The following is a 23,260-nucleotide window of genomic DNA, read 5'->3' as shown; positions in this document are numbered from 1 at the left end:
ACCTGCCTGTTACCGGTGGACTCCTAGCCTCCTGGTCATGACGTTGAGAGTCCTTCTCGCATCCCTGGCGGCGGGGACCATGGCCCTGCCGGTACCGGCAGGAGCCCCGGCGGCCGCCGCCGAGGACCTGACGATCCGCTCGGTGACCCTGCGTCCCGCGAATCCCGTGGTCGGGCCCGCGGACACGGTACGCATGGTGATAGAGGTGGTGGCCCGAGGCGTCACCGGCCCCGCGGGGGTGACGATCAAGGTCGAGCCGGGGGCGATCCCCGCTTCGAAGGGAACGTCCTTCCCCGTCACCGCGTCCCGCCCGGGCGGCGGTCCCGGCAGGGGCCCCGCCCTCGCGCCCGGCCCCGTCCCCGGCCCGACCGTGTCCGCCCGTCTCGCCCCGGGCACGGCGGGGATGACCGGGTTCCGTCCGGGGGAGGGGTGGGAGACCTGGCGGTTCGCGCCGGAGAGGAGCCTGAGCCGCTGGTATCCGGCCGGACCCTGGACCGTCTCGGTGACCGCGAGGGGCGCCGACGGCGCCGAGGTCACCGGACATACGGGTTTCCTGCTGAAGCGGCTGACCAGGTTCGGCGGGGTCCAGGTGGCACCGGGAGGCTCGGGGGTGCGCGTGGCGGGCGCGCTGAACCGGGTCGACCCTCAGGGGCACCTCGACTACGCCCCCTTCCCCGGCCAGCCCGTCGCGATCATGCACCGGGCCGGTAAGGGCGCCGACTGGGCGAGGGCGGCCGGTGCCACGACCGACTCCCACGGACGCTTCACCAGGGTGGTGCAGGGGCGCACCGGCGGTGAGTGGCGGCTCAGGTTCGAGGGCACCACGCACTACGCCCCCAGGCTGGGGGTCGTCCACAAGGTCTCGCCACGCTGATGTGAGGTCACCTGCCGCCCCGACGGCCGCGCGTCCGCGGCGTCCGCGGCGTCCGTCCATGGCCTCCGTCCGGGAACGGAGCGGTGTGGAGCCCGCCGGCCGGGTCAGGCCAGGGCATGCACCGCCGCGCCGAACAGGGCGGGCAGCCGCCGGGCGGCCGGGACGATCAACCGCCCCGCCGCCCGGTAACGGCGGCTGCCCACCAGCGCCCCGGTGAGCAGCCGGTGTCGTCGCGACAGCCGCAGCCAGGCGGCCTCGTACGCCCCGGGGACGCCGGCCCTCAGGCAGTCGACCAGCAACCGCGCGGACGTCAGCGCGAGCGACACCCCCTCCCCGGTGAGCGCGTCGACGTAGCCGGCCGCGTCGCCGACCAGCAGCACCCGCCCCGCCACCCGGGCGCGGACCCGCTGGCGCAGTGGCCCCGCCCCGCGCACCGGGGTCGCGGCAGGCCCCTCCAGCCGCTCCAGGAGCGAGGGGAAGTCCGCCAGGTGCTCCGGATAGCCGCGCCGTCGAGAGCTCAGCACGGCGACGCCCACCAGGTTCTCGCCCACCGGCGTCACGTACGCCTCGCCGTCCGCCGCCCAGTGGACCTCGACGAAGTCCGTCCACGGCGCGACCGGGTAGTGCCGCCGAAGCCCGTACCTGCGCGGCCCGCGGCAGGGCAGTTCCAGTCCGAGCAGGGCGCGCAGCGGGGAGTGCAGGCCGTCAGCGGCCACCAGCCAGCGGGCTCGCAGCCCCGCCGCCTCGACGAGACGGCAGTCCTGCCGCACGCCGTCCACCTTGCCGGGAACGATCCGCACGCCCAGTTCCCGCGCCCGCAGGGACAGCGCGGTGTGCAGCGCGGTCCGCCGCACGCCCAGGCCCGATCCGTCGCGGAACGCCGCCTCCGCCTCGTGACGGCCGTCCAGGTAGCGGATGCCGCGCAGCGGCCTGCCCTCGGCCCGTACCCCTAGCGACCGCAGGGCCGCGACCCCGGTGGGCATCAGCCCCTCGCCGCACGCCTTGTCCACCGGTACGGCCCTGGGCTCGACGACGACGGCCTCCATCCCGGCCAGGGCGGCGTGGATGGCGGTGGCCAGCCCGGCGGGTCCCCCGCCCGCGATCAGGATGTCGATCATGTCGGCGCCCGCCCGCCGGCGGGCGGCGCGCCGGCCGGTGCCGTCGCGGAGAGCGAGGCCAGAGCGTCCTCCTCACAGCGGATCCGCACCCTCATCAGCGCGGCGTTGAGCACCGTGAACGTCAGCGCGGTGACCCACCCGCCGTACACCAGAGGCAACGCCGCCCCCTCGACGGCCACCGCCACGTAGTTGGGGTGGCGGAGCGGCCGCAGCCGGTAGGGCCCCCGCTCCACCAGCGGCAGGCCCGGCACCACGATCACCTGGGTGTTCCACTGAGGGCCCAGCGAGACCACGCACCACCAGCGCAGACCCTGCGCGGCGACCACCAGGGCGAGCATCGGCCAGCCGAGCGCGGGCACGAAGGGCCGGCCGGCCAGACCCGCCTCCAGCAGGCACCCGGCCAGCAGAACGGTGTGCAGGGCGACCATCCACGGGTAGTGACCCCGCCCGTACGTCACCCCGCCGCGCGCCGTGCTCCATCGCGCGTTACGGCGGGCGACGATCAGTTCGGCGACTCGCTCAAGGCCGACGAGTAGCACCAGCAGCAGGTACCAGGACGACAGATGCCAGGACATCGGGCTCCTACCAGCGCAGCAGTACGAGTTCGGAGCAGAAGCCCGGCCCCATCGCCAGGAGCATCCCCGGAGTGCCGGGCGGCGGCGGCCGCAGGGCGAGCGTGTCCCGCAGGACGTGCAGGACCGAGGAGGAGGAGAGGTTTCCGATCGCGGCGAGCGAGCGCCAGGTGAGGTCCAGCGCGTCCTCGGGAAGCCGCAGCGTCTCGGCCACCGCCTCCAGGACCTTGGGACCGCCCGGGTGGCAGACCCACGCCGTCACCTCCTCGCTGCTCAGGTCGTGGTCGGCGAGGAAGTCGTGCACGTCGTCGGCCAGGTAGGTGCGCACCACCTCGGGAACACTCGCGTCGAGCACCACGCGGAAGCCGGTGTCGCCGACCTGCCAGCCCATCACGTGCTCGGAGCCGGGATACAGATGGCTGCGCGAGGCCACCACCGCCGGAGCCGCCCGTCCGCAGGGCCGGTGGGAGGCCGGCTCGCCGCTGGAGGGGGAGGAGCCGGCGGGACCCGCGGGCCAGGCGGCCGCGGGAGCGCTCGCCGCAGGGGAGGACCCCGCGGGCCCCGCGGGCCGTGTCGTCGCGAAGGCGCCGCTCACCGCGCCGGCCCTGGAGGTCGCGGGCGAGCCGGTACGCCGGGGCCGCCACTCGTCACCGCAGGCCACCACGGCCGTCGCCCCGTCACCGAACAGGGCGCTCGCCACCATGTTGGCGACGGAGGCGTCGCCGCGCTGCAGGGTGAGGGAGCACAGTTCGACCGAGAGCAGCACCGCCAGCTGCTCGGGCCAGCCGTGCAGGTAGTCGTGGAGCCGGGCGATGCCGGCCGCCCCCGCGACACAGCCCAGTCCGAAGACGGGGATCCGCTTGACGTCCGGGCGCAGCCCCAGCCGCCCGGCCACCCTGGCGTCCACCGAGGGGGCCGCGACGCCGGTCACCGAGGTGAAGAGGATCATGTCCACCTCCTCGGGGAGGACCCCGGCCTCCTCCAGCGCGCCGCCCAGCGCCTCGGTGCCCAGCTCCACGGCCGTCTCCACGAAGATGTCGTTGGCCGCCCCGAAGCCGTCCAGTTTGGCGTACTGCTCAAGCGGTAGCGTCAGGTGCCGTGACTCCACCCGCGCGGAGGTGTGCAGCCGGTCGAGCAACCGGCGGTTGGCCCCCTCGGGCAGGCACACCCGCGCGAACGCCTCGGTGATCTCTGCCTGGGGGTGCCGGTTCGGCGGGAGCGCGCCGCGGACAGCGACGATTCGCGTCATGAAACAGACCCCCGGCTCGCGAACAGCGGACATCTGCCTTTTGCCCAGCTGGATCTGTGACATGCGTCGCGACAGTCTCGGTGTCCGTTTCCTGGAGCATTCCGCCTCGCAACGTTGTCTGCTTCTTGGAGTGATGTCCGCTTTTTTGGGATGTTCGGTACCCGCTTCCCCGGACCTCTCGGCCTACGATCGATCCGTGACGACGAGCCGGCCGATGTGCCCGGGGACAGGGTCGGCGCCCAGGGCCGTGCGAGGGCTGCTGCTGGCCTGTCACCCCGGGCCGAGCATGGCGGTCACCGTCCTGGTGACCGTGCTGGCCGCGCTGAGCGGGCGTGGCGCGGCCGGGTGCGTCCTGGTGGCCGCGGCGGTGCTGACCGGACAGCTCTCGATCGGCTGGTGCAACGACGCGGTGGACGCGGCGCGGGACGCCGCCGCGGGTCGTACCGGCAAGCCCGTCGCCGGCGGCGCGGTGAACGTCCGCACGGTGTGGGTCGCCGCGATCGCGGCCCTGGCGCTCTGCGTGCCGCTCTCCCTGGCCTCGGGGCCGGCGGCAGGCGCGGTCCACATCGTCGGCGTCGCCGCGGCCTGGGCCTACGACCTCGGACTCAAGGCGACCGTGCTCTCCTGGCTGCCGTACCTGGTGGGCTTCGGCGCGCTTCCCGGGTTCGTGACCCTGGGCCTGCCGGGACATCCGTGGCCCGCCTGGTGGGCGGTCCTGGCCACGGCGCTGCTCGGCTGCGGAGCGCACCTGGCCAACGTGCTCCCCGACATCCCCGCGGACCTCGCAGGTGGGGTCCGGGGCTGGCCGCAGCGGCTCGGTGTCGCCCGCGTCCGCGTCCTGATCCCGCTGCCGCTGCTGGCCGCGACCGCCCTGCTCGTCTTCGGCCCCACCGAGTCGCCGGGCGCGGGGGGTTGGACGGCGCTGGCGGTGGCCGGAGCCCTCACCGCCTGCGGGGTGGCGCTGGGCCGGAACTCACCGCGTGTTCCCTTCGCCGTGGCCGTGGCCGTCGCCGCGGTCGCCGTCGTCCTGCTGCTGGCCCGCGGCACCGCCATCACCGCGTCCTGACCCTGCCGGTCGCCCGCCGGTCGCCCGCCGGTCAGCCGGACGCCGCGGACGCCGGCTCGTTCCAGGAGATCCGGTAGTCGTACATCCAGGCCAGCGCGTTCCTCCTGTCCAGCTGCCGCATGATCACCGGTAGTGCGAGATCGCGGAAGAAGGCGCCGACGGCTCCCTGCGCCTTGCCGCTCCCGTTACGTCTGCCCTGCTCCACGATCCGCTCCACCCGCTTTCGCCGTGCCGCCTCGAAAGCGGCGAACGCGTCGCGGGTGCCGGGGACGTCTCGCAGGCATTTGGCCAGCACCACGGCGTCCTCGATCGCCATGGACGCCCCCTGGCCGGAGGAGGGCGAGGTCGCGTGCGCGGCGTCCCCCAGGATCACCATGCGCTCGTTGAACCACTTCGGCACGGTCGGGAAGTCGTAGGTGTTCCAGCCGGGCATGATGTGGTCGGTCGCGCCGATGATGTCGAGCATCGGTCCGGTGTCGTCGCCGAACAGTTCCGTCAGCCTGGCGCGCCACCGCGCCGGGGTGATCGCCGCGAGTTCCTCCGGCGTCGGCTCCCTGGGGCTCGGCGGGTTGGCGAACCACCACACCTCGCCGTCCGGATGGATCAGGTAGCCGAAGAAGCATCTCCTGCCGAAGACGAAGTGGCTCGTTCCCGGCTCACCGGGCACCTCGACGCCGCGCGCGAAACCGCCGGTGTTCAGCAGGCCGACGTGCCGGGCGCGAGGTGCCCCGGCGTCGATGATCGCGCGAGTGCGCGAGTGGAGCCCGTCGGCGCCGATCAGCAGATCGCCTTCAGCCGTGCTGCCGTCGGCGAAGGCCGCGCGCACCCCGGTCTCGGTGATCGAGGCGTCGGTGAGGCGCCTGCCGTAGTGGATCCGCACGCCGCGCCGTACGGCCTCGTCGCGCAGCGCCCGATAGAGATCGGCGCGCCTCAGCGTCCGGCTGGGCTGCCGGGTGGCGGCGAGTGGCCTGCCGCGCCCGTTGAGCATCAGCATCCGTGAGGAGTCCATGCCCAGGTCGCCGACGAGATCGTGCAGGTCGAGGGGGCGCAGGGCCTCCAGCCCGTTGACCGCGAGCGTGAGGAAGGCGCCCACGCCATCGGAACCTCGGTCGTACGCCTCGAAGACCTCGCTGTCGATGCCGGCGCGCCGCAGGGCCATCGCCGTCACCGGGCCGGCGATGCCTCCGCCGGCTATCAGAGCCTTTTTAGTCATAAAATGACTATACATAGAATAACTATTGCTGGGTAGGCCGTTACGATGTGCCCATGTCTACGAGGCGATCCCCCCTGGCCATGGCGCTGCTCTCGCTGGTCTGTGAGGCGCCGATGCACGCGTACCAGATGCAACGGATGATCAAGGAGCGGCACAAGGGCGACGTCGTCAACGTCGCGCAGCGCAACAGCGTCTACCAGACCATCGACAGGCTGCTCCGCGACGGGCTCATCGCGGTCCGTGAGACCTCGCGCGAGGAGAACCGGCCCGAGCGGACCGTCTACGAGCCCACCGACGCGGGCCGTGACACGCTGCGGCGGTGGATGCGGACGATGCTCTCCGTGCGGGCCCGCGAGTTCCCGGAGTTTCCCGCCGCGCTCGCCTTCATGCCCGTGCTGCCACCCGACGAGGTCCGTGCGGCGCTCGACGAGCGGCTGGTCTCCCTGGAGGCGCGACTGTCGGAGACGGACCGCGACCTGACCGAGGGGGCGAAGTTCCTTCCCCGCCTCTTCCTGGTGGAGGCCGAGTACCAGCGGGCCGTGCTCAAGGCCGAACTCGCCTATGTCCGAGGACTCGCCGACGACCTGCGCGCGGGCCTGATCGACTGGGACTTCCGCCTCTGACGCCGGCTCGCTGAACGCCAGGGGATGACCGCATGGCCCGAAAAGCCTTTCGGGTGAGTGGCGGGTATTGATCCGGCTGTGTAGAAAATGCGGCGACATCATCGCCGTCACCCGAAAAGTTTTTTTCTCGAACGCGATTAAGGTGTCGGCCGAAACCGGGATGTCGAACGCCGGGCGGGAGTGGAAATGGGAAATGTCTCCGGTTGGCGGTGACATTCATTCCCGGTTTTCGAGTTTTATTATAGGTTTTGTGGGTTTTTCTGCTCCGGGGTCGATTATTCATTATTGGTCTCATGGCATTCTTCCCCATTGACACCCTCCGGACATTTAGGGAACATTCAAAAGGTTTTCCTTGGCCGACAATGTGATCAATAATCCCCTCGGACTCACCGGGCGGACCCTCGGGAGAATCGACCTCCCGTAGTTTCCCGGCCCACCGACAGCGCCGTTTCCGGTTCGCTCCAGCCCCGCGGCCGCAGCGGGGAGCGACGGACAAGTTTCACCGCCGACACCTTCGACGCCGCCACCACCGCGCCGGTGGTGGTGATTACGCCTGCCCGGAGAACATCGACGAGAAAAGCAGCCAGCCAGTGACGAGGAGCTCGACGGTGAACAGAAACAAGGAGGGGCCGGTGCCGGTCCGGCCGTTGCCGGAGACCGGACAGGCCGAGGACGGGCGGCTCGCCGTGAACGGCGGTGATCCCGTCCGGTGCACCCCCTGGCCGACCTACGACAAGGGGGCCGTCTTCGTCCATTCCGAGGACGAGGAAGCGGCGTTACGCGCCATCCGCAGCCATCTCTACTTCCGCTACGACTACCGATCCCAGCAGGACACCGAATGCGGCAGGTTCGAGGAGGAACTGTGCCGCTATTTCGGCAGCAAGCACGCGCTGGCCGTGTCCAGCGGCACCACCGCGCTCGCGCTCGCCATCATGGCGGCGGGGATCCCGCCGGGCTCGCTGATCGCCTGTCCCGGCTTCACCTTCGTGGCCACCCCCAGCGCCATCGTGCTCGCTGGATGCACGCCCATCCTGGTGGAGGTGGACGAGAACCTGCACATGGACGTCGACGATCTCCGGCGCCGCTGGACACCCGAGATCAAGGGAATCCTGGTGGTCCACATGCGCGGCTTCGCCGCCGACATGGAGGCGGTGACGCGCTTCGCCGCCGACGTGGGCGTGCCGGTGTTCGAGGACGCGGTCCCGGCCCTCGGCGCGGAACTGAAAGGCAGAAAACTCGGTACCTTCGGCCTCGCGGGCGCCTTCAGCACCCAGTCCGACAAGTCGCTCAACTGCGGCGAGGGCGGTTTCCTGGCCACCGACGACAGCGTGCTCTTCGCCCGCGCCGTCGTGCTCTCCGGCGCCTACGAGGGACGCTTCCGGCGGCACTTCCCGGACGGCGAGACACCGATCGCCACCGATCTCGACCTGCCGCTGTTCAGTTTCCGCATGGACGAGATCCGCGCGGCCCTGCTGCGTGCCGAGATGACCCGGCTGCCGATGCGCCTGGAACGCTTCCGTGGCAACTACGCCTACGTGGCCGCCGCCCTCTCCGACCTCCCCCAGATCTCGATCCGCCAGCCCGTGGCCCCCGGCGCCTATCTAGGAGAGGCGTTCATCTTCCGCGTTCCCGGCGTGGACGCGAAATGGTTCGCCCGCGCGCTCTGCTGCGAGGGCGTCGACGCGCGCAACCTCGGCTCCGACGAGGACACCAACGTGCGGGTCTTCTGGAACTGGCGGTTCATGTTCGGCGCCAGGGGCGTCGAGGAGGTCAAGGCGTTGCTGCCGAACACCACGCGATACCTAGAGCAGGCGGTGGACATCCCGCTGTCCTCCAACCTCTCGGCGCAGGACTGCGATCACCTGATCAGGGCGGTCCGCAAGGTGGCGGCGGCCGTCACGCCGGCCCGCGACCCGCGGACCCCCCTCGCCGACGGGTACGCCTCCGCCGACCAGGACTCCGCCCGGCCGGCGGATCCGGTCACCGGGCTGGCCGACACCGCGCCCGTCGGGCAGTAGCGATGATGGAAGCCTCCACGGAGAAGAGCACGATGCCCCGCCTCGCCCTCGCCGGGGTCTTCGGCGGACTCTTCTGCGGTTACCTGGGCCTCACCGCGGCGATCCCGGTGCTGCCCGGCTTCGTCAGGGAGAGGTTCGGCGCCGGCGATTTCGCCGTCGGGCTGGTGGTCATGGCGACGGCGCTCACGGCCCTGCTGGTGAGACCCGTCTCCGGCCACCTGGCCGACCGGTACGGCCATCGCCTCGTCATGCGGGCAGGCGCGCTGGTCATCGCCGTCGGCGGCCTGCTCTACCTCCTGCCGCTCGGCCTGAGCGGCCTGGTCGCCGTCCGCCTGCTGGCCGGCGTCGGCGAGGCGTCGCTCTTCACCGCCGGCGCCGTCTGGGTCGTCTCGCTCGCGCCGCACGACCGCCGCGGGCAGTTGATCGGGCTCTACGGCGTCAGCATGTGGGGCGGGATCTCGGTGGGGACCTTCCTGGGCGCGCTGCTGCTGAACTTCGGCTACGGCGCGGTGTGGGGCTTCAGTGCCGCCGCCGCGCTGGTCGCCCTCCTGCTGATCAGCGCGGTTCCCGCCCCCGCACGCGCGGGGCAGCCGGGCGAGGTGCGGCAGAACGGTGGGCACACCCTGCTGCCACGCCCGGTGCTGCTGCCGGGGCTGGCCCTCGGACTCGCCGCCGCGGGGTACGCGGGCCTCGCCGCCTTCGTCGTCCTGCACCTCCAGGCCCGCGGCGTCCAGTCGGGTGTCGTGGTGCTCAGCGGCTTCAGCGCCGTCTACGCAGGCACCAGGTTGTTCATCGGCCGTCTACCGGACCGGCTCGGGCCGCGCAGGGTCGCCATCTGGTCCGGCATCGGCGAGGCCACCGGTCTTGCGATCATCGCCCTGGCGCCGAACCTGCCCGTCGCCGTGTTCGGCAGCCTGGTCATGGGCGCCGGGTTCTCGCTGCTGCACCCGTCGCTCGCCCTGATGGTGATGAACCGCACCGACCCGTCGAGGCAGGGGGCCGCGATCGGCGCCTACACCTCCTTCTGGGACCTGGGCCTGGCCGTCTGGGGGCCGCTGATCGGAGTGGTCGCCGCCGGGTTCGGCTACCCCGCGGTGTTCGTCGTCGGCGCCGTCTGCGCGATGTCGGCCGTGGCCGTGGCGCTCTGTGTCCGCGGGCAGGACGCGCAGCCGGCGGCCGTGAGTTGAGTCAGGAGCACGTCATCAACGGATCGAACCTCTCGAAGACACCTCTCAAGATCCTCTGTATCACCGGATGGTGCCGCAACGGCAGCACCATCATCGGCAACATCCTCAACGAGGTCCCGGAGGTCTTCCACGTCGGGGAACTGCACTTCCTGTGGAAGAACGCGGCGGGCAGGGGAGCGAACAGCTCGTGCGGCTGCGGCAGGCCGCTGACCGAATGCCACATCTGGTCGAGGATCCTCCCGCTCGGGCGGCCGGCCGGGGTCTCCGCGCAGGCCCACGCGGACGCCGTCATCCGCCGCCAGCTGGCCTGCGTACGGACGAGGCACACCTGGCGCGTGCTCGACCGCGGGCTGCACTCCGAGGAGATCCGCGAGCACGCCGCCCTGATGACGCGGACCTACCACGCCGTCGCCGAACTGACCGGCGCCCGCGTCCTCGTGGACACCACCAAGATCCCCGGTGAGGCGGCCCTGCTGCCGCACCTCGACGGGGTGACGCCGTACTACGTCCATCTCGTACGCGACCCCAGGGCGGTCGCCCAGTCGTGGAGCCGGGAGAAGCAGTACTGCTACGTCATGTCGGCCAGGAAGAGCACCGCCTACTGGCACGGTTTCAACGTGGCCTCGCAGGCGATCGTCCGCCGCCATCGGGACCGATCGATGTTCCTGCGCTACGAGGAGTTCATCGCCGATCCGGTGAGAACGATCGGCGCGCTGCTGCGGCTCTGCGGCGAGGACCCGGCCGCCAACCCGATGCGGGGCCGGACGATCGAGCTCCGTACCAACCACACGGTCACCGGCAATCCCGACCGTTTCCACACCGGCACCACCGTCATCCGGGACCGGGACGACTCCTGGCGGACCGATCTGCCGCTGCCCGCCAGGCTGGCCGCGGCGACGCTGTCATGGCCGCTGTTCCGGCGCTATGGCTACCGCTACGGCGGCACGCTTCCCAGCGGTTCACGGCGGGCCGGCACCGCGCCGCCGCGGGCGACCGGGGAGCACTAGGGGCCGGATGCCGAACAGACCGTACGGCAAGGAGGAGGACGTTTGGAACTGGGGCTTGAGAACAAGGTCGCGCTTGTCGCCGGCGGATCCAGCGGCCTCGGCCTCGCCACCGCCATGGAGCTGGCCAGGGAGGGCGCGCACGTCGCGATCGGCGCACGCGACCGCGACCGGCTCGCGGAGGCCGAACGCGGCCTCAAGGAGGTGGCGCGCGGCCGGGTCCACGCCACGAGCGTCGACATCACGGACGGGGAGGCGGCGCGCCGCTGGGTCGACGAGGTCGCCGCCGACTTCGGCGTCCTTCACATCGTGCTCGTCGGCGGCGGCAGCCCGCCGATCGGCACCGCCTCGCAGTTCGAGCAGGCCGAGTACCAGGCGGCCATCGACAAGGTGCTCTCCCCGGCGCTGACCCTGGCCCTCGCGGCGCTGCCGCACCTGAGGGCCGCCCGGTGGGGCCGGTTGCTCTTCGTGGCCTCGGAGACGGCGAGCGTCCCGATAGCCCAGCTGGCGCTCTCCGGGGTGACCCGCGCCGCCATCGTGCGCTTCGCCCAGTCCCTCGCCTCCGAGGTCGGCCGCGACGGCATCACCGTCAACGTGCTGGCACCCGGCACGACCCGTACCCCGCCGGTGGAGCGGGCGGCGGCGAAGCTGGCCGAGGACGGCGACGTCGAAGCCCGGCTGCGTGCCATGGGCCGGCACAACGCCCTGGGCCGCGTCGGGGACCCGGCCGAGTTCGCCGCCGTCGCGGCCTTCCTCGCCGGAGAGCGGGCCTCGTTCGTCACCGGCGCGCTCCACCTGATCGACGGCGGCGCCAGCGTGGTGGGGCCGGAGCCGGAGCACCTCACGTCCGCGCGCAAGGACACCTACACATGACGACCCAGGCCATCTCAGCCGAAGGAAGGACCCCGTGATGTCAACGACCGGCCACGTCTACACCGAGAGGGACGTCAGTGACTTCTTCGACCAAACCCTTCAGACCTACCTGAGTTTCTGGGACGGTGACGGAGTCCTGCACACCGGCTACTTCGCGGACGACGCCGACGACGACTACCGTGCCGCCGCCGAGCGGACGTCCGACATCCTGGCGGCGGACGCCGGAATCGACGGCTCGTCGTTCGTGCTCGACGTCGGCTGCGGCTGCGGCAACTTCCCGATCCACCTCGCCAGGCGGTTCGGCTGCCGCTGCGGGGGACTCGACCTGAGCGCCGAGCGCATCAGGTTCGCGCGGGAGGCCCTGACCGCCGAGAACGGGCTCGACATCGAGTTCCGCCAGGGATCGGTCACCCGGATGCCGTACGAGACCGGCACCTTCAGCCACGTCGTCAGCCAGGACGCGCTCTGCCTCGTACCGGATAAGCCGCGCAGTCACCTCGAAATCCACCGGGTCCTGCGGCCCGGGGGCGTCTTCGCCTTCTCCGACTTCCTCCAGCCCAAGAAGGAGATCGGCGAGCGCGCCCGCAAGCACGTCTACGACCGGGTGAGATGGAACGGCGGCTACTCCTTCGTCGGCTACCAGGCCGCTCTGGAAGAGGCCGGATTCGAGATCCTCCTCGCCCGCAACCTGGAGAGCCACATCCGGCAGACCTACCGCGTGCTGGGCAGGATCGCCCGCGAGCGCGCCGAGGCGACGCCGGACGCCTCGGCGCGCGACTGGATGCTGGCCTTCTCCGAGTCATGCGCGGAGATCCAGATCGCCATCGACGACGGCGAGTTCGGCTGGGGGATGTTCGTCACCCGAAAGCCCGGCAACGCCACGCCCTAGTGCCGAACCACCAGTAGCGAGGAAGCCATGCAGCGCACAGAAGGCATGAAGTCGACGATGGCGGAAGTCGTCGCCGAGCGGAAAAAGCAGATGTCGCCGGGCCGGATGTTCGTCGAGGCCTGTGCCGCCAAGGGACTCGAAGCCTCCGTGGAGTACGACATGACGATCACCGACTCGCTGACGAGTTCGCGGCGCAAACCGCGCTACCCGGCGCGCAACATGCTCAAGGTCGTCGACCTCTCCAGGGATCCCCGGCGGTTCTACTGGCACGAGAGCCCGCCCCTTCCCGGCGACCCCCAGGTCACCGAGGCCGACCTGAGGCGCGAGGCGGCCAACCGCTTCCACCGGTCGCCGATCCCCGAGCTCTATCCCACCACCGCGTGGGTACAGGTCCCACCGGACCTGTGGGAGGACCCCGAGACCTTCGAGTCGTTCATCAACTACCGGCTGATCGTCCGTCTCGGCACGGCCGAGAACCACACGATCATCCGAGGCAAGGGTGGGTTGCTGAACATCCCGGGGGTCATCCGGATGACCTCGAAGGGGCCGTTCGGCTCGACGATCCTCGCGGCATGCAACGAGGCCGAGCAGATGGGAGGCACCGCCGACGGCCTCATCATCAATCCCGTCGACTACTACAGGTTCATGGGGCAGGGCCGCCTGATGGACGATCTGGAGCAGAACGGCGTCTTCATCGTGCGGACGCGCCTGGTCGATCCGGGAACCGCCATCGTCGGCGACTTCGGGCACGGCGCCCAGCTGTTCGACGCGGGACGCTCGGTGATCCGCTTCGCCGAGCCGCCCCCGGGAACCTTCGCCGAGCCCGGCGTCGCGCTCATGGCCGAGATCTACGAGCGGGTCGTGATCAACCTGCTGACCAACTTCTTCATCGTGACCCTGTAGTCGCGCCCCGTGATCGCGCCGCCGTAAAGGACAGCAGATGCCGACGATGCCCTCCCCGAACCCGGCCCCCCTCCGGTACGACCCTGACGTCCTCGTCATCGGCGGCGGCGTCGTCGGCCTGTTCTGCGCCTACTACCTGCGCCGCGCGGGCAGCAGCGTGACCGTCGTGGAACGCGGGCCGGTCGGCGGCCTCCAGTCCTGTTCGTATGGAAACACCGGCTTCGTCGGCACGCAGGGCGCGCTCCCCCTCGCCGAGCCCGGCGTGATGGCCCAGGGACTGCGCTGGCTGCTGAACCCGGAAAGTCCCTTCTACATCAGACCGCGCCCGGACCCCGAGCTGCTGTCGTGGCTCTGGCACTTTCGCCGCGCCTGCAACGAGCGCGACGCGAAGGCCGGTTTCCGGGTGCTGGTCGACATGAAGAAGCGGAGCCTCGGGATCCTCCGCGAGCTCTGCGCGTCGGATGGCCTGGCCGCCACCTTCACGGCCCAGGGCATGCTGCTCGCGTACCGGACACGGCAGGGATTCGAGAAGGCCTGCCGGGCGGTGCCGGGAACGGTCGCGAGCGGCGTGCCGCTGCGCGTCCTCGGCCCGGGGGAGCTGCGCGCGCTCGAACCGGACGCCGAGTTCGACATCCACGGTGCCCTGTACAACGAGGAGGGCGCCTACCTGCGTGTCCCCGACTTCGTCACCGGACTCGCCCGGAGGCTCGGCGACATGGGCGTGGAGATACACGAGCACACCGGGGTCGTCGGTTTCGAGGTCGCGGGAGCCGAGGTCAGGCGGGTCAGGACGGTCCACGGGGACTTCAGCCCTCGCGAGACGGTCATCGCCGCCGGGACCTGGTCGGCGGAATGCGCCCGCGGGCTGGACATCGGGCTCAAGCTCCAGCCCGCCAAGGGCTACTCCGTCACGGTCAGGGCACCGGGCAACGCGCCCCGGCTGCCGGTCCTGCTGGGCGAGGGCAAGGTCGCGCTCGTACCGCTCGGTGACCGCCTCCGCTTCGGCGGAACCCTGGAGCTGTCAGGCATGGACACCGCGATCTCCCGCAGCCGGGTGGACGGCATCCTGCGAACCGTCCAGGTGTACCTCCCGAAGATGGAGAGCACCGAGACTCTCGAGACCTGGAGTGGGTTTCGTCCCTGCAGCCCGGACGGTCTCCCCTTCCTGGGGCGTGCCGCCCCCTACCGCAACCTCTCCGTCGCGTGCGGTCACGGCCACATCGGCATGGGCCTCGCACCGGTCAGCGGAAGGCTGATCGCCCAGCTCGTCGCCGGAGAGCGACCCGAGATGGACCTCACCCCGCTGCGCCCCGGCCGCTATGGTGGCGGGCCCTCGCGCCGCCGCCCGCGTCCCGGGCGATGAGAGGTGTCCCCGCCCTTCGCGCCGGGGCGCGTCCCGCCCCCGCTCGCGGCGACGGGACACCGGACTCGCGCCGTGACCGGCCCGGGCCCCGCCGCCAGACGACACGACCGCGACATCCGACGGGAGAGAACCGCCATGGCCACCGGAGCGGAAACGGAGCATGACGTCGCGATCGGCGTCCTGTGCTGCGACACCAACTTCACCAAGGTCCCGGGGCACATCCGCAACCGGGCCACCTTCGACTTCCCCGTCATCTACCGGGTCGTGGACGGCGCGACCGCCGAACGCGTGGTGACCCAGGCCGACCCGCGCCTGCTCGACCCGTTCGTCCAGGCCGCTCAGGAGCTCGAAGCGCGGGGCGCGGCCGCCATCACCGGTGCCTGCGGCTTTCTCGTCATCTTCCAGAGGCAGCTGGCCGACGCGGTCAACGTCCCGCTGCACGCCTCAAGCCTGATCCAACTGCCCATGGTGCACCGCATGATCCGCTCGGATCAGAAGGTCGGGCTGCTGGTCGCCAAGAAGCCCTCTCTCACCCGGCGTCACCTGGCGGCCGTCGGCGCCGAGCACGTCCCGGTCTGCGTCGCCGGCCTGGAGGACCAGCCGGAGTTCCGCGAGGTCATGCTCGAAGCCCGGCGCCCGGATCTCGACGCCGACCGCCTGGGCCGCGAGGTGCTGGGCCAGGTCGAACAGCTGGCGAAGGAGAACCCCGACATGGGGGCGCTCGTCATCGAATGCACCGACGTGGTGCCCTATGCCCACCAGATCCAGGAACACCTCGGCATACCGGTCTTCGACATCGTGACCCTCACCGAAATGGTCCACCGGAGCCTGACCCGCCGCCCCTTCGGCGCCTCCGGCACGGTCTAGTGCCCCGTTCTCCCTCGGCCACGGCGAGGGCGCCGGCACGGGGGCTCGCCCACCGCGCCTTGGCCTGACGGGCGGTGGCTACTTCGAGTATCACGGCGAGTTCTACGACCTGCCGCCGGTGAAGATGTCACCGGCCCCCACCGAGCCGATCCCCGTCCTGGTGGGCGGGCACAGCGACGCGGCGCTGCGCCGCCCACCTCGGTGACGGCTGGATGCACGGCGGGGGCGACGCCGGCGAGCTGGACACGCTGCTCGCCAGGCTGGCCGCCCTGCGCACCGAGGAGGGCACGGCCGACCGGCCCTTCGAGGTGCACGTGATCTCCCACGACGCCTACACCGTGGACGGGGTGCGGCGACTGGCCGACAAGGGCGTCACCGACCTGATCGTCGGATTCCGGATGCCGTACATCAAGGGGCCGGACACGGAGCCGCTCAGCGAGAAGATCGAGCACCTGGAGCGGTTCGCCGAGTCGGTGATCTCCAAAGTCACCCCTTAACCGGCGAACAAGAACGGGTTGCAGTTCCGGTGTGACCGATTCCACCACCGTCACCTGGGACGCGCCGGACGGCGACCACGCCGCAGGGACACCCCCGCCTCGGCCGGTCAGGAGCCAGGCCACATGCCGCGCGACACCGCTCAGGGGCGCCCGCCGTCCGTGCCGAGGGCGGCACCGGCGCGGAGGGCCGCCCGGAAGCCGGATGCGGCGGCGAGTTCCATGTTGCCGAGGTCGCCGAAGTAGTCACCGCAGAAGTGGACGCCGACGTCGGTGCGACGGCTGTGGCGGAGCATCGGCTCGAAGGAGAAACCGGGCCGGCGGTAGGGGATGCCGTGTTCCCAGCGCTGAATCCTGATCTCGCCGAGGTTGCCGCGCAGCTGGGGGTACACGGCGACAAGGTCGTCGGCGTAGCGCGACTCCACGCCGCTGTCATCCAGGTCCAGCATCCTGCGGGCTCCGTCGCCTCCGGCGTACACCATGAGGCTGCCGCCGGGACGGCGGGTGCGGCCGGTGCGCAGCGGGTTGGCGTGGTTGAACAGCATGTCGAAGGACTGTTCCGTGGCGGTGAGCGCGTAGATGTGGTCCCACGGCATCCGGCCGCGCTCGGTGGTGATGACGCCGGCGCTGACGAAGGGGCCGTACTTGACGTCGGCCAGCACGTCGGCGACGTCGCCGGGCAGGCCCTCGACGACGCGGTGCGAGACGTACGCCGGCGTGGCCATGATCACCTGGCGGGCGCGCAGCGTCTTCTCCTCGCCGTGCTCGCGCAGGGTGACCGTGACGTGGCCGCCCTCCTCGCGGACCCTGGTCACGGCGGCGCCGTAGCGCACCAGGTGCCCGAGCTCGGCGGCCATCGCCTCGCCGAGCCGGCCGGAGCCGCCGTTGAGGTTGTACGACAGCAGGCTCTTGCGCCCTGCCCACACCCCACCGAACAGGGCGCCGCCGGTGCCGGCGCTCTGGTCCTCCAGCTCGGAGGCGGCGCGGTGCCCGGCCGCGCGGAAGATGCGGTCCACCCGGGCCGGCGGGCGGCCGAGCAGCTCACGGAACGACCGGTTGGCCAGGTAGCCGCCGAAGCGGGCGGCCGCCCAGCCGGGCTGCTCCCGCTGGGTGTCCTGCCACGCCTTGACCGCGCCCACCGCGCGCAGGCCTAGGTTGGCCAGGGCGACCCGCTCGCGCAGGGACATGGGCAGGGTGAACGGGTAGGTCTCGACGCGCTTGTTGGCGTACACCTTGCCGGCGAAGGTCAGCGCGAACTTGGCGCCCGGGATGCCGATGGTCTCCAGCCCGAGGGCCGACGTCATCCGCTCGACGTGCGAGCCCGCGCCCGGGAACAGGTGTGCGCCGAGGTTCATCCAGTATTCGCCGCGCGGCAGCGACATCAGCCGGCCGCCCAGCCGTTCGTCGGCCTCCAGCAGCACCACGTCGCGGTGCCGCAGCTGCCAGAGCGCCGAAAGCCCGGCGACTCCCCCGCCGACGATGAGGACGTCGTGGTTCTCGGCATTCATGATGTCTCCGCACTCCTTGGAGGTCAGGCGGTGCTGCCTTCGAATTTCGTGTGTTCGGCCAGGAACTTCCTGGTTAGTTGCTCCTGCGGGTTCTCGGCAATCTGCGCCGGGGAGCCCCGCTCGATGACCTTGCCGTCGGCGATCATCAAGATGGTGTCGGCCACGTCGAGGGCGAACTTCACCTCGTGCGTGACGATGATCATCGTCATGCCCTCGGCGCTGAGGTCCTTCATGACGTTGAGCACGTCCATGGTCGACTCGGGGTCGAGCGCCGAGGTCGGCTCGTCGAACAGCAGGGCCAGCGGGTTCATCGCGAGCGCGCGGGCCAGCGCGACCCGCTGCAGCTGGCCGCCGGAGAGCTGGCCGGGCATCGACAGGGCCTTCTCCTGCAGGCCGACCTTGCCCAGCAACTGGATGGCGATGTCCACCGCCTCCTGGTGGCCGGTGCGGAGGCTGCGCACCATGGGCAGGGCGACGTTCTCCACCACCGAGAGGTGCGGGAACACGTTCAGCCCCTGGAACAGCATGCCGACCTTCCGGCGCAGCGCGACCAGGTCACGGCCCTTCGCCGCCTTGCGGTCGGCGAACGCGGCCATCCCGCCCACGGTGATCGTGCCGCTGGTGGGAGTCTCCAGGAGGTTCACGCAGCGGAGCATGGTGCTCTTGCCGCTGCCGCTGCGGCCCAGCACGGCGACGACCTCACCCGGCTGGACGTCGAGGTCGACGCCGCGCAGCACCTCCAGGTCGCCGAACGACTTGCGCAGGTCTCTGATCTGGATCGTCGGTTCTTTCATCAGCCGACCTTCCCCCCTGTCGTCACGGTGGCGGCCTGCGCGAGCCTCGCCCGGGTGATCCTGCGCAGCTTGCGGCTGGTCGGCGACATCGCCGTGCCTTCGCGCAGCTGGGATTCGAGGTAGCCGGCCAGCCGGGCCAGCGGCCAGCTCATCACCACGTAGATCAGGCCGATCACGATGTAGACCTCCAGCGGCTGGAAGGTCTCCGACGTGATGATCGTCGCCTGGGTCATCAGCTCGCCACCGCCGATGGTGACCAGCAGCGCGGTCCCCTTCAGCAGGTCCACCAGCATGGTGGCGGTGGCCGGCAGCGCCAGCCGTACGGCCTGCGGCAACTGCACCGTCAGCAGCACCCGGGCCGGGGTCAGGCCGAGGGCGCGAGCCGCCTCGGTCTGACCCCGCGAGACGCCCTGCAGTCCGCCGCGGAAGATCTCCGCCAGATAGGCGCCGTAGAACAGCGACAGGGCGAGCCAGCCGGAGGTGAAGGCGTCCAGGACGAGCCCGATGCCGGTCAGGCCGAAGTAGATGATGAAGATGCCGGTGATGATCGGCAGGTTCTTGAACAGCTCGGTGTAGAGGTAGCCGGCCGCGTTGATCACGCGGTTCTGCGACATCCGCAGCACCGCCACGACGAACCCGACCAGGCAGGCGCCGACGAACCCAATCGCGGTGAGCTCTATCGACTTGACCAGCCCGTCGACCAGGACGGGAACGTAACCGCCCCAGTCGACGGAGAGGAAGCTCACTGACCCTCTCCGGCGGTGGGCGCCGTCCACGTGTCGGGCCGGTCGACGCCCTTGCGGACCGTGGTCATCTCCGGGGTGGCGGTCAGGAAGTCGGTGGCGTTGACGCCCCACTTCGTGAGCACCTCACCGGAGGTCTTCGAGGTGAACCAGCCGTTGGTGACCCCGTCCAGCTTGCCGCACAGCTTCTCGGCCTTCTTCGAGCAGTACCAGACCACCTGGTACGGCCGGAAGCCCTGCAGGCCGGGGTTGGCCGCCACCTCCTCGTCGGTGGGCGGCGTCATTGTCTGGACCTCCAGGTTCTTCAGATCCGGACGGGTGTCGCGCAGGTAGACGGCGGTCAGCGGGTCGATGTTGATCGCGTCCAGCCGGCCCGCGGCCAGGTCGGAGATGGCCTGGGCCCAGGCGGGGTAGGTGCGGGCCTTGACGTCCGGGGTGGCGCGGACCGCCTCGTCGTTGATCGATCCGGTGACGGCGCCGACGTTGAGGCCCTTGAGCTCGGTGACCGAGGTCGCCTTGACTCCGGGGCGGGTCAGCATCAGGGCGGGGCTGTAGTAGATGGGATCGCTCATCACGCCCACCTGGGAGCGGTCCTTGGTCCAGGAGATGCCGCCGATGCCGATGTCGTAGCGGCCCGCCTGGACACCGGCGATCATCGCCGAGAACTCCATGCCCTGCGCCTGCACCTCAAGGCCGAGATCCTTGGCGGCGAGCGTGAACAGTTCGCCCTCGACGCCGGTCAGGGCGCCCTTCTCAAGGCCGACGTACGGCATCAGGCCGTTCATGAAGCCGACCGACACCTGACCGGCCTTGTTCACTCCGAGGTCCTCGGCTGCGGCGGTGCCCGAGCCTGCGTCGGTGGCTGGGCCGGAGCCTGCGTCGGAGCCGCAGGCGGCGAGTCCCAATGTGGTGGCGAGCGTCAGGCATGCGGCCGCGACGAGTCTGCGGGATCTCACGGCGTTCGGGGTGCGCGTCATTTTCGGTACCTTGTGTCCTTTGTCAACGGAACCAGCTGCCTCAGGTGCGGAACACCGTCCACCGTCCGCCGGGCTCGCGGTGGTCGTAGGCATACGTGGGTCGCCGGCTTGTTCCTGGGGGCGGGGCGATAACGATGTTCACGCGCCCGATCAGGGCCCGTTTCAGCCCGATCTTGTTGTGGTAATTCGAGGGATTCTGCCCGTGAACATGTCGGTAACGTAGGAATCCGTGGGAATTTTGTCAAGGTGACCGGCGTCACAATGGACCGCAAACCGCTGGCAAATCAGAAAAAAGACGCGGGTGACCAGTGTGAACATGTGGAGCTCAAGGGCTTCAAGTCTGCCCGCATTGACAGCAACACGCCGCATAACCCACAATATCGGTCATGATCGGTCAAAGATTCCTCCACCCAGCGCGGAGGTGGTCCGGGTGCTAGCGGCGGAACGCCATGACCGGATCCTCACCCTCCTGGCCCCCACCGGGCACGCCCGCACGGAAGAGCTGGCCCGCTCGCTCGGCGTCTCGGACGAGACCATCCGGCGAGACCTGTCCGCGCTGGAGCGGCAGGGTGTGCTGGTGCGTGTGCACGGCGGAGCGACCCTGCGCGCACCGATAGCCGGCGAGGAGGCGTCCTTCCTTGACCGCGCGACCCTGGCCACGGAGGAGAAAGTGGCCATCGGCCGCAGCGCGGCCTCGCTGGTGCGCCCCGGGATGACGGTGATGATCGACGTCGGCACCACCTCGCTGGAGGTCGCCCGATCGCTGCCGAACGACTACCACGGCACCGTCGTCACCTGCTCGCTCCTGGTCGCCTCCGAGCTCGCCGGACGGGCCCGGATCGAGGTGCTGGTCTCGGGTGGCCGGGTCCGTGCCGGTGACCTGGCGCTGTCCAACTCGACGACGCTCGGCTTCTTCCAGGACCTGCGGCCCGACATCGCCTTCCTCGGCTCCGGTGGGGTGAGCACCGACGCCGGCCTGACCGACTTCCACGTGGACGAGGTCGCGACCAAGCGCGCCGTGCTCGCCACCTCGGCCCGCTCCTACGTGCTGGCCGACTCCACCAAACACGGCCGGGTCGCCGCGTTCCGCGTCTGCGACCTCGACGGTTTCACCGGGCTGATCGCCGGCGAGATGACCGACGAGGCGCTGGCCGAGGCGCTGCGGAACGCCGGCTGTCACGTGGTGACCGGCAACGACCTGTCCGCCCGGCCATGACCGCGATTCTGGCCGTCGACCAGGGCACCTCCGGCACGAAGGCCCTGGTGCACGACGGTGAGCGCACGCTGTCGGTGGTGGAGGTCCCGGTGCGGCCCGCCTACCTGGACGGCGGGCGCGTCGAGGTGGACCCGCTGGACCTGCTCGCATCCGTGCGGCAGGCCGGGACCCGCGCGCTGCGCGAAGCCGGAGATCCGCCGCTGGCCGCCGTCTCGCTGGCCAACCAGGGAGAGTCGGTGCTCGCCTGGGATCCCGCGACGGGCCGCCCGCTGTCGACCGTGCTGGTCTGGCAGGACGGCCGCGCCCAGGACATCTGCGCCGACCTCGGCGAGCACGGCGAGCTCGTCCGGCGGCGCACCGGGCTCATGCTCGACCCCTACTTCTCGGCCCCGAAGATGGCCTGGCTGCGCCGGCACGCCACCCGCGAGGGCGTCGTCACCACCACCGACTCGTGGCTGGTCCACCAGCTCACCGGCGCGTTCGTCACCGACGCGACGACCGCCAGCCGGTCGCTGCTGCTGGACCTCGACGAGGTCGCCTGGGATCCCGAGCTGTTGGCCCTGTTCGGCCTCGACGACGAGGCGCTGCCCCGCGTGGTGCGCTGCGACGAGGTGGTGGGCGGCACGTCGATGTTCGACAGGTCCGGCGTGGAGATCCCGGTCGCCGGGCTGGTCGTGGACCAGCAGGCCGCGCTGGTCGCCGAACGGTGCCTCGACCCCGGCATGGTGAAGTGCACGTACGGCACGGGCGCCTTCCTGCTCGGCGCCACGGGCGAGCGGGCGGTGCGGTCCACGCGTGGGCTCACCTCGTCGCTCGCCTGGTCGCTGCGGAAATCCACCGGCTACTGCCTCGACGGCCAGGTCTACACCGCCGGCTCAGCCGTACGGTGGCTGGTCGACCTGGGCCTGCTGTCCGCGCCGGACGCGCTCGACGCCGAGTCGGCCGGCGACTCCGGCGGGGCCTGCTTCGTACCCGGCCTGGCCGGGCTGGCGCAGCCGTGGTGGAACCCGGAGCCGTGCGGCGCGTTCACTGGCCTCGGCCTGGCCACCACGCGGGGCCGGCTGGTCCGCGCTGTGGTCGAGGGCCTGGCGGCGCAGGTCGCCACCCTGGCCCAGGCGATGAGCGCCGACGTCGGCGTGCCACTGACCCGGCTGCGGGTGGACGGCGGGCTGACCCGCTCGCATGCCCTGATGCAGGCCCAGGCCGACCTGCTGCAGGTCCCCGTGGACGTCTACCCGTCGCCCCACGCCACCGCGCTCGGCACCGCGGCTCTCGCCCGGCTGGCGCTCGACGACGAGCTGTCCCTGCCGGCCGCGATCGACGAGTGGTCGCCTGCCATGTCCTTCGAACCGATCTGGACCGAGCAGAGGGCCTCCGAGACGATGGCGCGCTGGGAGCAGGCCGCTCGTTGCGCGGCGGCCCGAAAGGACAACGCGTGAAGATCCATGATGTCGCGATCATCGGGGCAGGGGTGGTCGGCTGCGCGGTGGCCCGTGAGCTGGCCGCGTTCGAGCTGGACGTGGTGCTGGTCGAGGCCCGTGACGACGTGGGCGACGCCACCAGCAAGGCGAACACCGCGATCCTGCACACCGGCTTCGACGCCACCCCCGGCACGCTGGAGTCCCGGCTGGTGCCGCGTGGCTACGCGCTGCTGTCGCGGTACGCGGACGAGACGGGCATCTCGGTCGAGCCGACCGGAGCCGTCCTGG

23 protein-coding genes are annotated in these 23,260 nt (G+C 71.0%); 15 read left to right on the top strand and 8 right to left on the bottom strand.

Annotated features, from left to right (window positions below):
* Positions 1 to 37: 37 nt before the first annotated feature.
* Positions 38 to 874, top strand: coding sequence for a hypothetical protein (locus tag AB0J58_RS22160; RefSeq protein ID WP_364218294.1), 837 nt, complete (start codon positions 38 to 40; stop codon positions 872 to 874).
* A gap of 104 nt (positions 875 to 978) precedes the next feature.
* On the opposite strand, the gene AB0J58_RS22155 is transcribed toward AB0J58_RS22160, so the two are convergent.
* The 3 genes from AB0J58_RS22155 to AB0J58_RS22145 are packed head-to-tail and all read right to left on the bottom strand — an operon-like array spanning position 979 to position 3,813.
* A complete protein-coding gene (locus AB0J58_RS22155) occupies positions 979 to 1,992 on the bottom strand; it encodes an NAD(P)/FAD-dependent oxidoreductase (protein WP_364151446.1) in 1,014 nt (337 codons plus the stop codon).
* On the bottom strand, positions 1,989 to 2,567 hold the full coding sequence (locus AB0J58_RS22150; RefSeq protein ID WP_364218292.1) for an isoprenylcysteine carboxylmethyltransferase family protein: 579 nt from the start codon (positions 2,565 to 2,567) through the stop codon (positions 1,989 to 1,991). The genes AB0J58_RS22155 and AB0J58_RS22150 overlap by 4 nt, the downstream gene beginning before the upstream one ends.
* 7 nt (positions 2,568 to 2,574) lie before the next feature.
* Positions 2,575 to 3,813 (bottom strand): 3-oxoacyl-[acyl-carrier-protein] synthase III C-terminal domain-containing protein, encoded by a 1,239-nt coding sequence (locus AB0J58_RS22145; protein ID WP_364218290.1) that lies wholly within the window; start codon positions 3,811 to 3,813, stop codon positions 2,575 to 2,577.
* Positions 3,814 to 4,009: 196 nt separating this feature from the next.
* Between AB0J58_RS22145 and AB0J58_RS22140 the strand changes: the two genes are divergently transcribed.
* Entirely contained in the window at positions 4,010 to 4,879 is an 870-nt protein-coding gene (locus AB0J58_RS22140) for a UbiA family prenyltransferase (RefSeq protein ID WP_364218288.1), read from the top strand.
* 31 nt (positions 4,880 to 4,910) lie between these two features.
* On the opposite strand, the gene AB0J58_RS22135 is transcribed toward AB0J58_RS22140, so the two are convergent.
* Positions 4,911 to 6,092 carry an FAD-dependent monooxygenase gene (locus tag AB0J58_RS22135; protein WP_364218286.1) on the bottom strand — a complete coding sequence of 394 codons (1,182 nt, stop codon included), beginning with the start codon at positions 6,090 to 6,092 and terminating at the stop codon, positions 4,911 to 4,913.
* Positions 6,093 to 6,145: 53 nt separating this feature from the next.
* Between AB0J58_RS22135 and AB0J58_RS22130 the strand changes: the two genes are divergently transcribed.
* From AB0J58_RS22130 to AB0J58_RS22085, 10 genes are all read left to right on the top strand, one after another.
* Positions 6,146 to 6,715 carry a PadR family transcriptional regulator gene (locus AB0J58_RS22130; protein ID WP_364218284.1) on the top strand — a complete coding sequence of 190 codons (570 nt, stop codon included), beginning with the start codon at positions 6,146 to 6,148 and terminating at the stop codon, positions 6,713 to 6,715.
* Positions 6,716 to 7,323: 608 nt separating this feature from the next.
* Entirely contained in the window at positions 7,324 to 8,733 is a 1,410-nt protein-coding gene (locus tag AB0J58_RS22125; RefSeq protein ID WP_364218280.1) for an aminotransferase class I/II-fold pyridoxal phosphate-dependent enzyme, read from the top strand.
* A 32-nt stretch (positions 8,734 to 8,765) separates the two neighbouring features.
* Positions 8,766 to 9,920, top strand: a complete 1,155-nt coding sequence (locus AB0J58_RS22120) for an MFS transporter (protein ID WP_364218278.1) — start codon at positions 8,766 to 8,768, stop codon at positions 9,918 to 9,920.
* The gene (locus AB0J58_RS22115; protein ID WP_364218276.1) at positions 9,917 to 10,927 is read left to right on the top strand and encodes a sulfotransferase; all 1,011 of its coding nucleotides are present in this window, start codon (positions 9,917 to 9,919) and stop codon (positions 10,925 to 10,927) included. The genes AB0J58_RS22120 and AB0J58_RS22115 overlap by 4 nt, the downstream gene beginning before the upstream one ends.
* Before the next feature lie 42 nt (positions 10,928 to 10,969).
* Positions 10,970 to 11,797 (top strand): SDR family oxidoreductase, encoded by an 828-nt coding sequence (locus tag AB0J58_RS22110; RefSeq protein ID WP_343978233.1) that lies wholly within the window; start codon positions 10,970 to 10,972, stop codon positions 11,795 to 11,797.
* Positions 11,798 to 11,834: 37 nt separating this feature from the next.
* The gene (locus AB0J58_RS22105; RefSeq protein ID WP_364218274.1) at positions 11,835 to 12,686 is read left to right on the top strand and encodes a methyltransferase domain-containing protein; all 852 of its coding nucleotides are present in this window, start codon (positions 11,835 to 11,837) and stop codon (positions 12,684 to 12,686) included.
* Between the two features lie 27 nt (positions 12,687 to 12,713).
* Positions 12,714 to 13,589, top strand: a complete 876-nt coding sequence (locus AB0J58_RS22100; protein WP_364218272.1) for a family 3 encapsulin nanocompartment shell protein — start codon at positions 12,714 to 12,716, stop codon at positions 13,587 to 13,589.
* Positions 13,590 to 13,626: 37 nt separating this feature from the next.
* Positions 13,627 to 14,952, top strand: coding sequence for an FAD-dependent oxidoreductase (locus AB0J58_RS22095; RefSeq protein ID WP_364218270.1), 1,326 nt, complete (start codon positions 13,627 to 13,629; stop codon positions 14,950 to 14,952).
* Between the two features lie 135 nt (positions 14,953 to 15,087).
* Positions 15,088 to 15,819 (top strand): aspartate/glutamate racemase family protein, encoded by a 732-nt coding sequence (locus tag AB0J58_RS22090; RefSeq protein WP_364218268.1) that lies wholly within the window; start codon positions 15,088 to 15,090, stop codon positions 15,817 to 15,819.
* 212 nt (positions 15,820 to 16,031) lie between these two features.
* Positions 16,032 to 16,316, top strand: a complete 285-nt coding sequence (locus AB0J58_RS22085) for a hypothetical protein (RefSeq protein ID WP_364218266.1) — start codon at positions 16,032 to 16,034, stop codon at positions 16,314 to 16,316.
* Between the two features lie 140 nt (positions 16,317 to 16,456).
* Here the strand turns inward: AB0J58_RS22085 and AB0J58_RS22080 are convergent, their stop codons facing one another.
* From AB0J58_RS22080 to AB0J58_RS22065, 4 genes are read right to left on the bottom strand one after another with little or no spacing between them, the layout of a single operon-like run.
* Entirely contained in the window at positions 16,457 to 17,821 is a 1,365-nt protein-coding gene (locus AB0J58_RS22080; RefSeq protein WP_364218264.1) for an NAD(P)/FAD-dependent oxidoreductase, read from the bottom strand.
* A 23-nt stretch (positions 17,822 to 17,844) separates the two neighbouring features.
* Positions 17,845 to 18,615, bottom strand: a complete 771-nt coding sequence (locus AB0J58_RS22075; protein WP_364218262.1) for an amino acid ABC transporter ATP-binding protein — start codon at positions 18,613 to 18,615, stop codon at positions 17,845 to 17,847.
* Positions 18,615 to 19,361: an amino acid ABC transporter permease gene (locus tag AB0J58_RS22070; RefSeq protein WP_364218260.1), complete on the bottom strand. Its 747-nt coding sequence runs from the start codon at positions 19,359 to 19,361 to the stop codon at positions 18,615 to 18,617. The genes AB0J58_RS22075 and AB0J58_RS22070 overlap by 1 nt, the downstream gene beginning before the upstream one ends.
* Positions 19,358 to 20,335, bottom strand: coding sequence for an ABC transporter substrate-binding protein (locus AB0J58_RS22065; RefSeq protein ID WP_364218259.1), 978 nt, complete (start codon positions 20,333 to 20,335; stop codon positions 19,358 to 19,360). Before AB0J58_RS22065 ends, AB0J58_RS22070 begins: the two co-directional genes overlap by 4 nt.
* Before the next feature lie 430 nt (positions 20,336 to 20,765).
* Between AB0J58_RS22065 and AB0J58_RS22060 the strand changes: the two genes are divergently transcribed.
* The 3 genes from AB0J58_RS22060 to AB0J58_RS22050 all read left to right on the top strand — a co-directional run.
* Positions 20,766 to 21,551: a DeoR/GlpR family DNA-binding transcription regulator gene (locus tag AB0J58_RS22060; RefSeq protein WP_364218257.1), complete on the top strand. Its 786-nt coding sequence runs from the start codon at positions 20,766 to 20,768 to the stop codon at positions 21,549 to 21,551.
* On the top strand, positions 21,548 to 22,990 hold the full coding sequence (locus AB0J58_RS22055; RefSeq protein ID WP_364218255.1) for an FGGY family carbohydrate kinase: 1,443 nt from the start codon (positions 21,548 to 21,550) through the stop codon (positions 22,988 to 22,990). The genes AB0J58_RS22060 and AB0J58_RS22055 overlap by 4 nt, the downstream gene beginning before the upstream one ends.
* Positions 22,987 to 23,260: FAD-dependent oxidoreductase (locus AB0J58_RS22050; RefSeq protein WP_364218253.1), on the top strand; the 274-nt coding region annotated here is incomplete at its 3' end. The genes AB0J58_RS22055 and AB0J58_RS22050, both read left to right, overlap by 4 nt.

It is taken from the genome of Streptosporangium sp. NPDC049644 (assembly GCF_040675205.1).
In the GTDB taxonomy this organism is placed as follows: Bacteria; Actinomycetota; Actinomycetes; order Streptosporangiales; family Streptosporangiaceae; genus Streptosporangium; species Streptosporangium fukuiense.
Note: the sequence above shows the minus strand (reverse complement) of the source record. Positions and strands in the feature narration are given on the sequence as shown.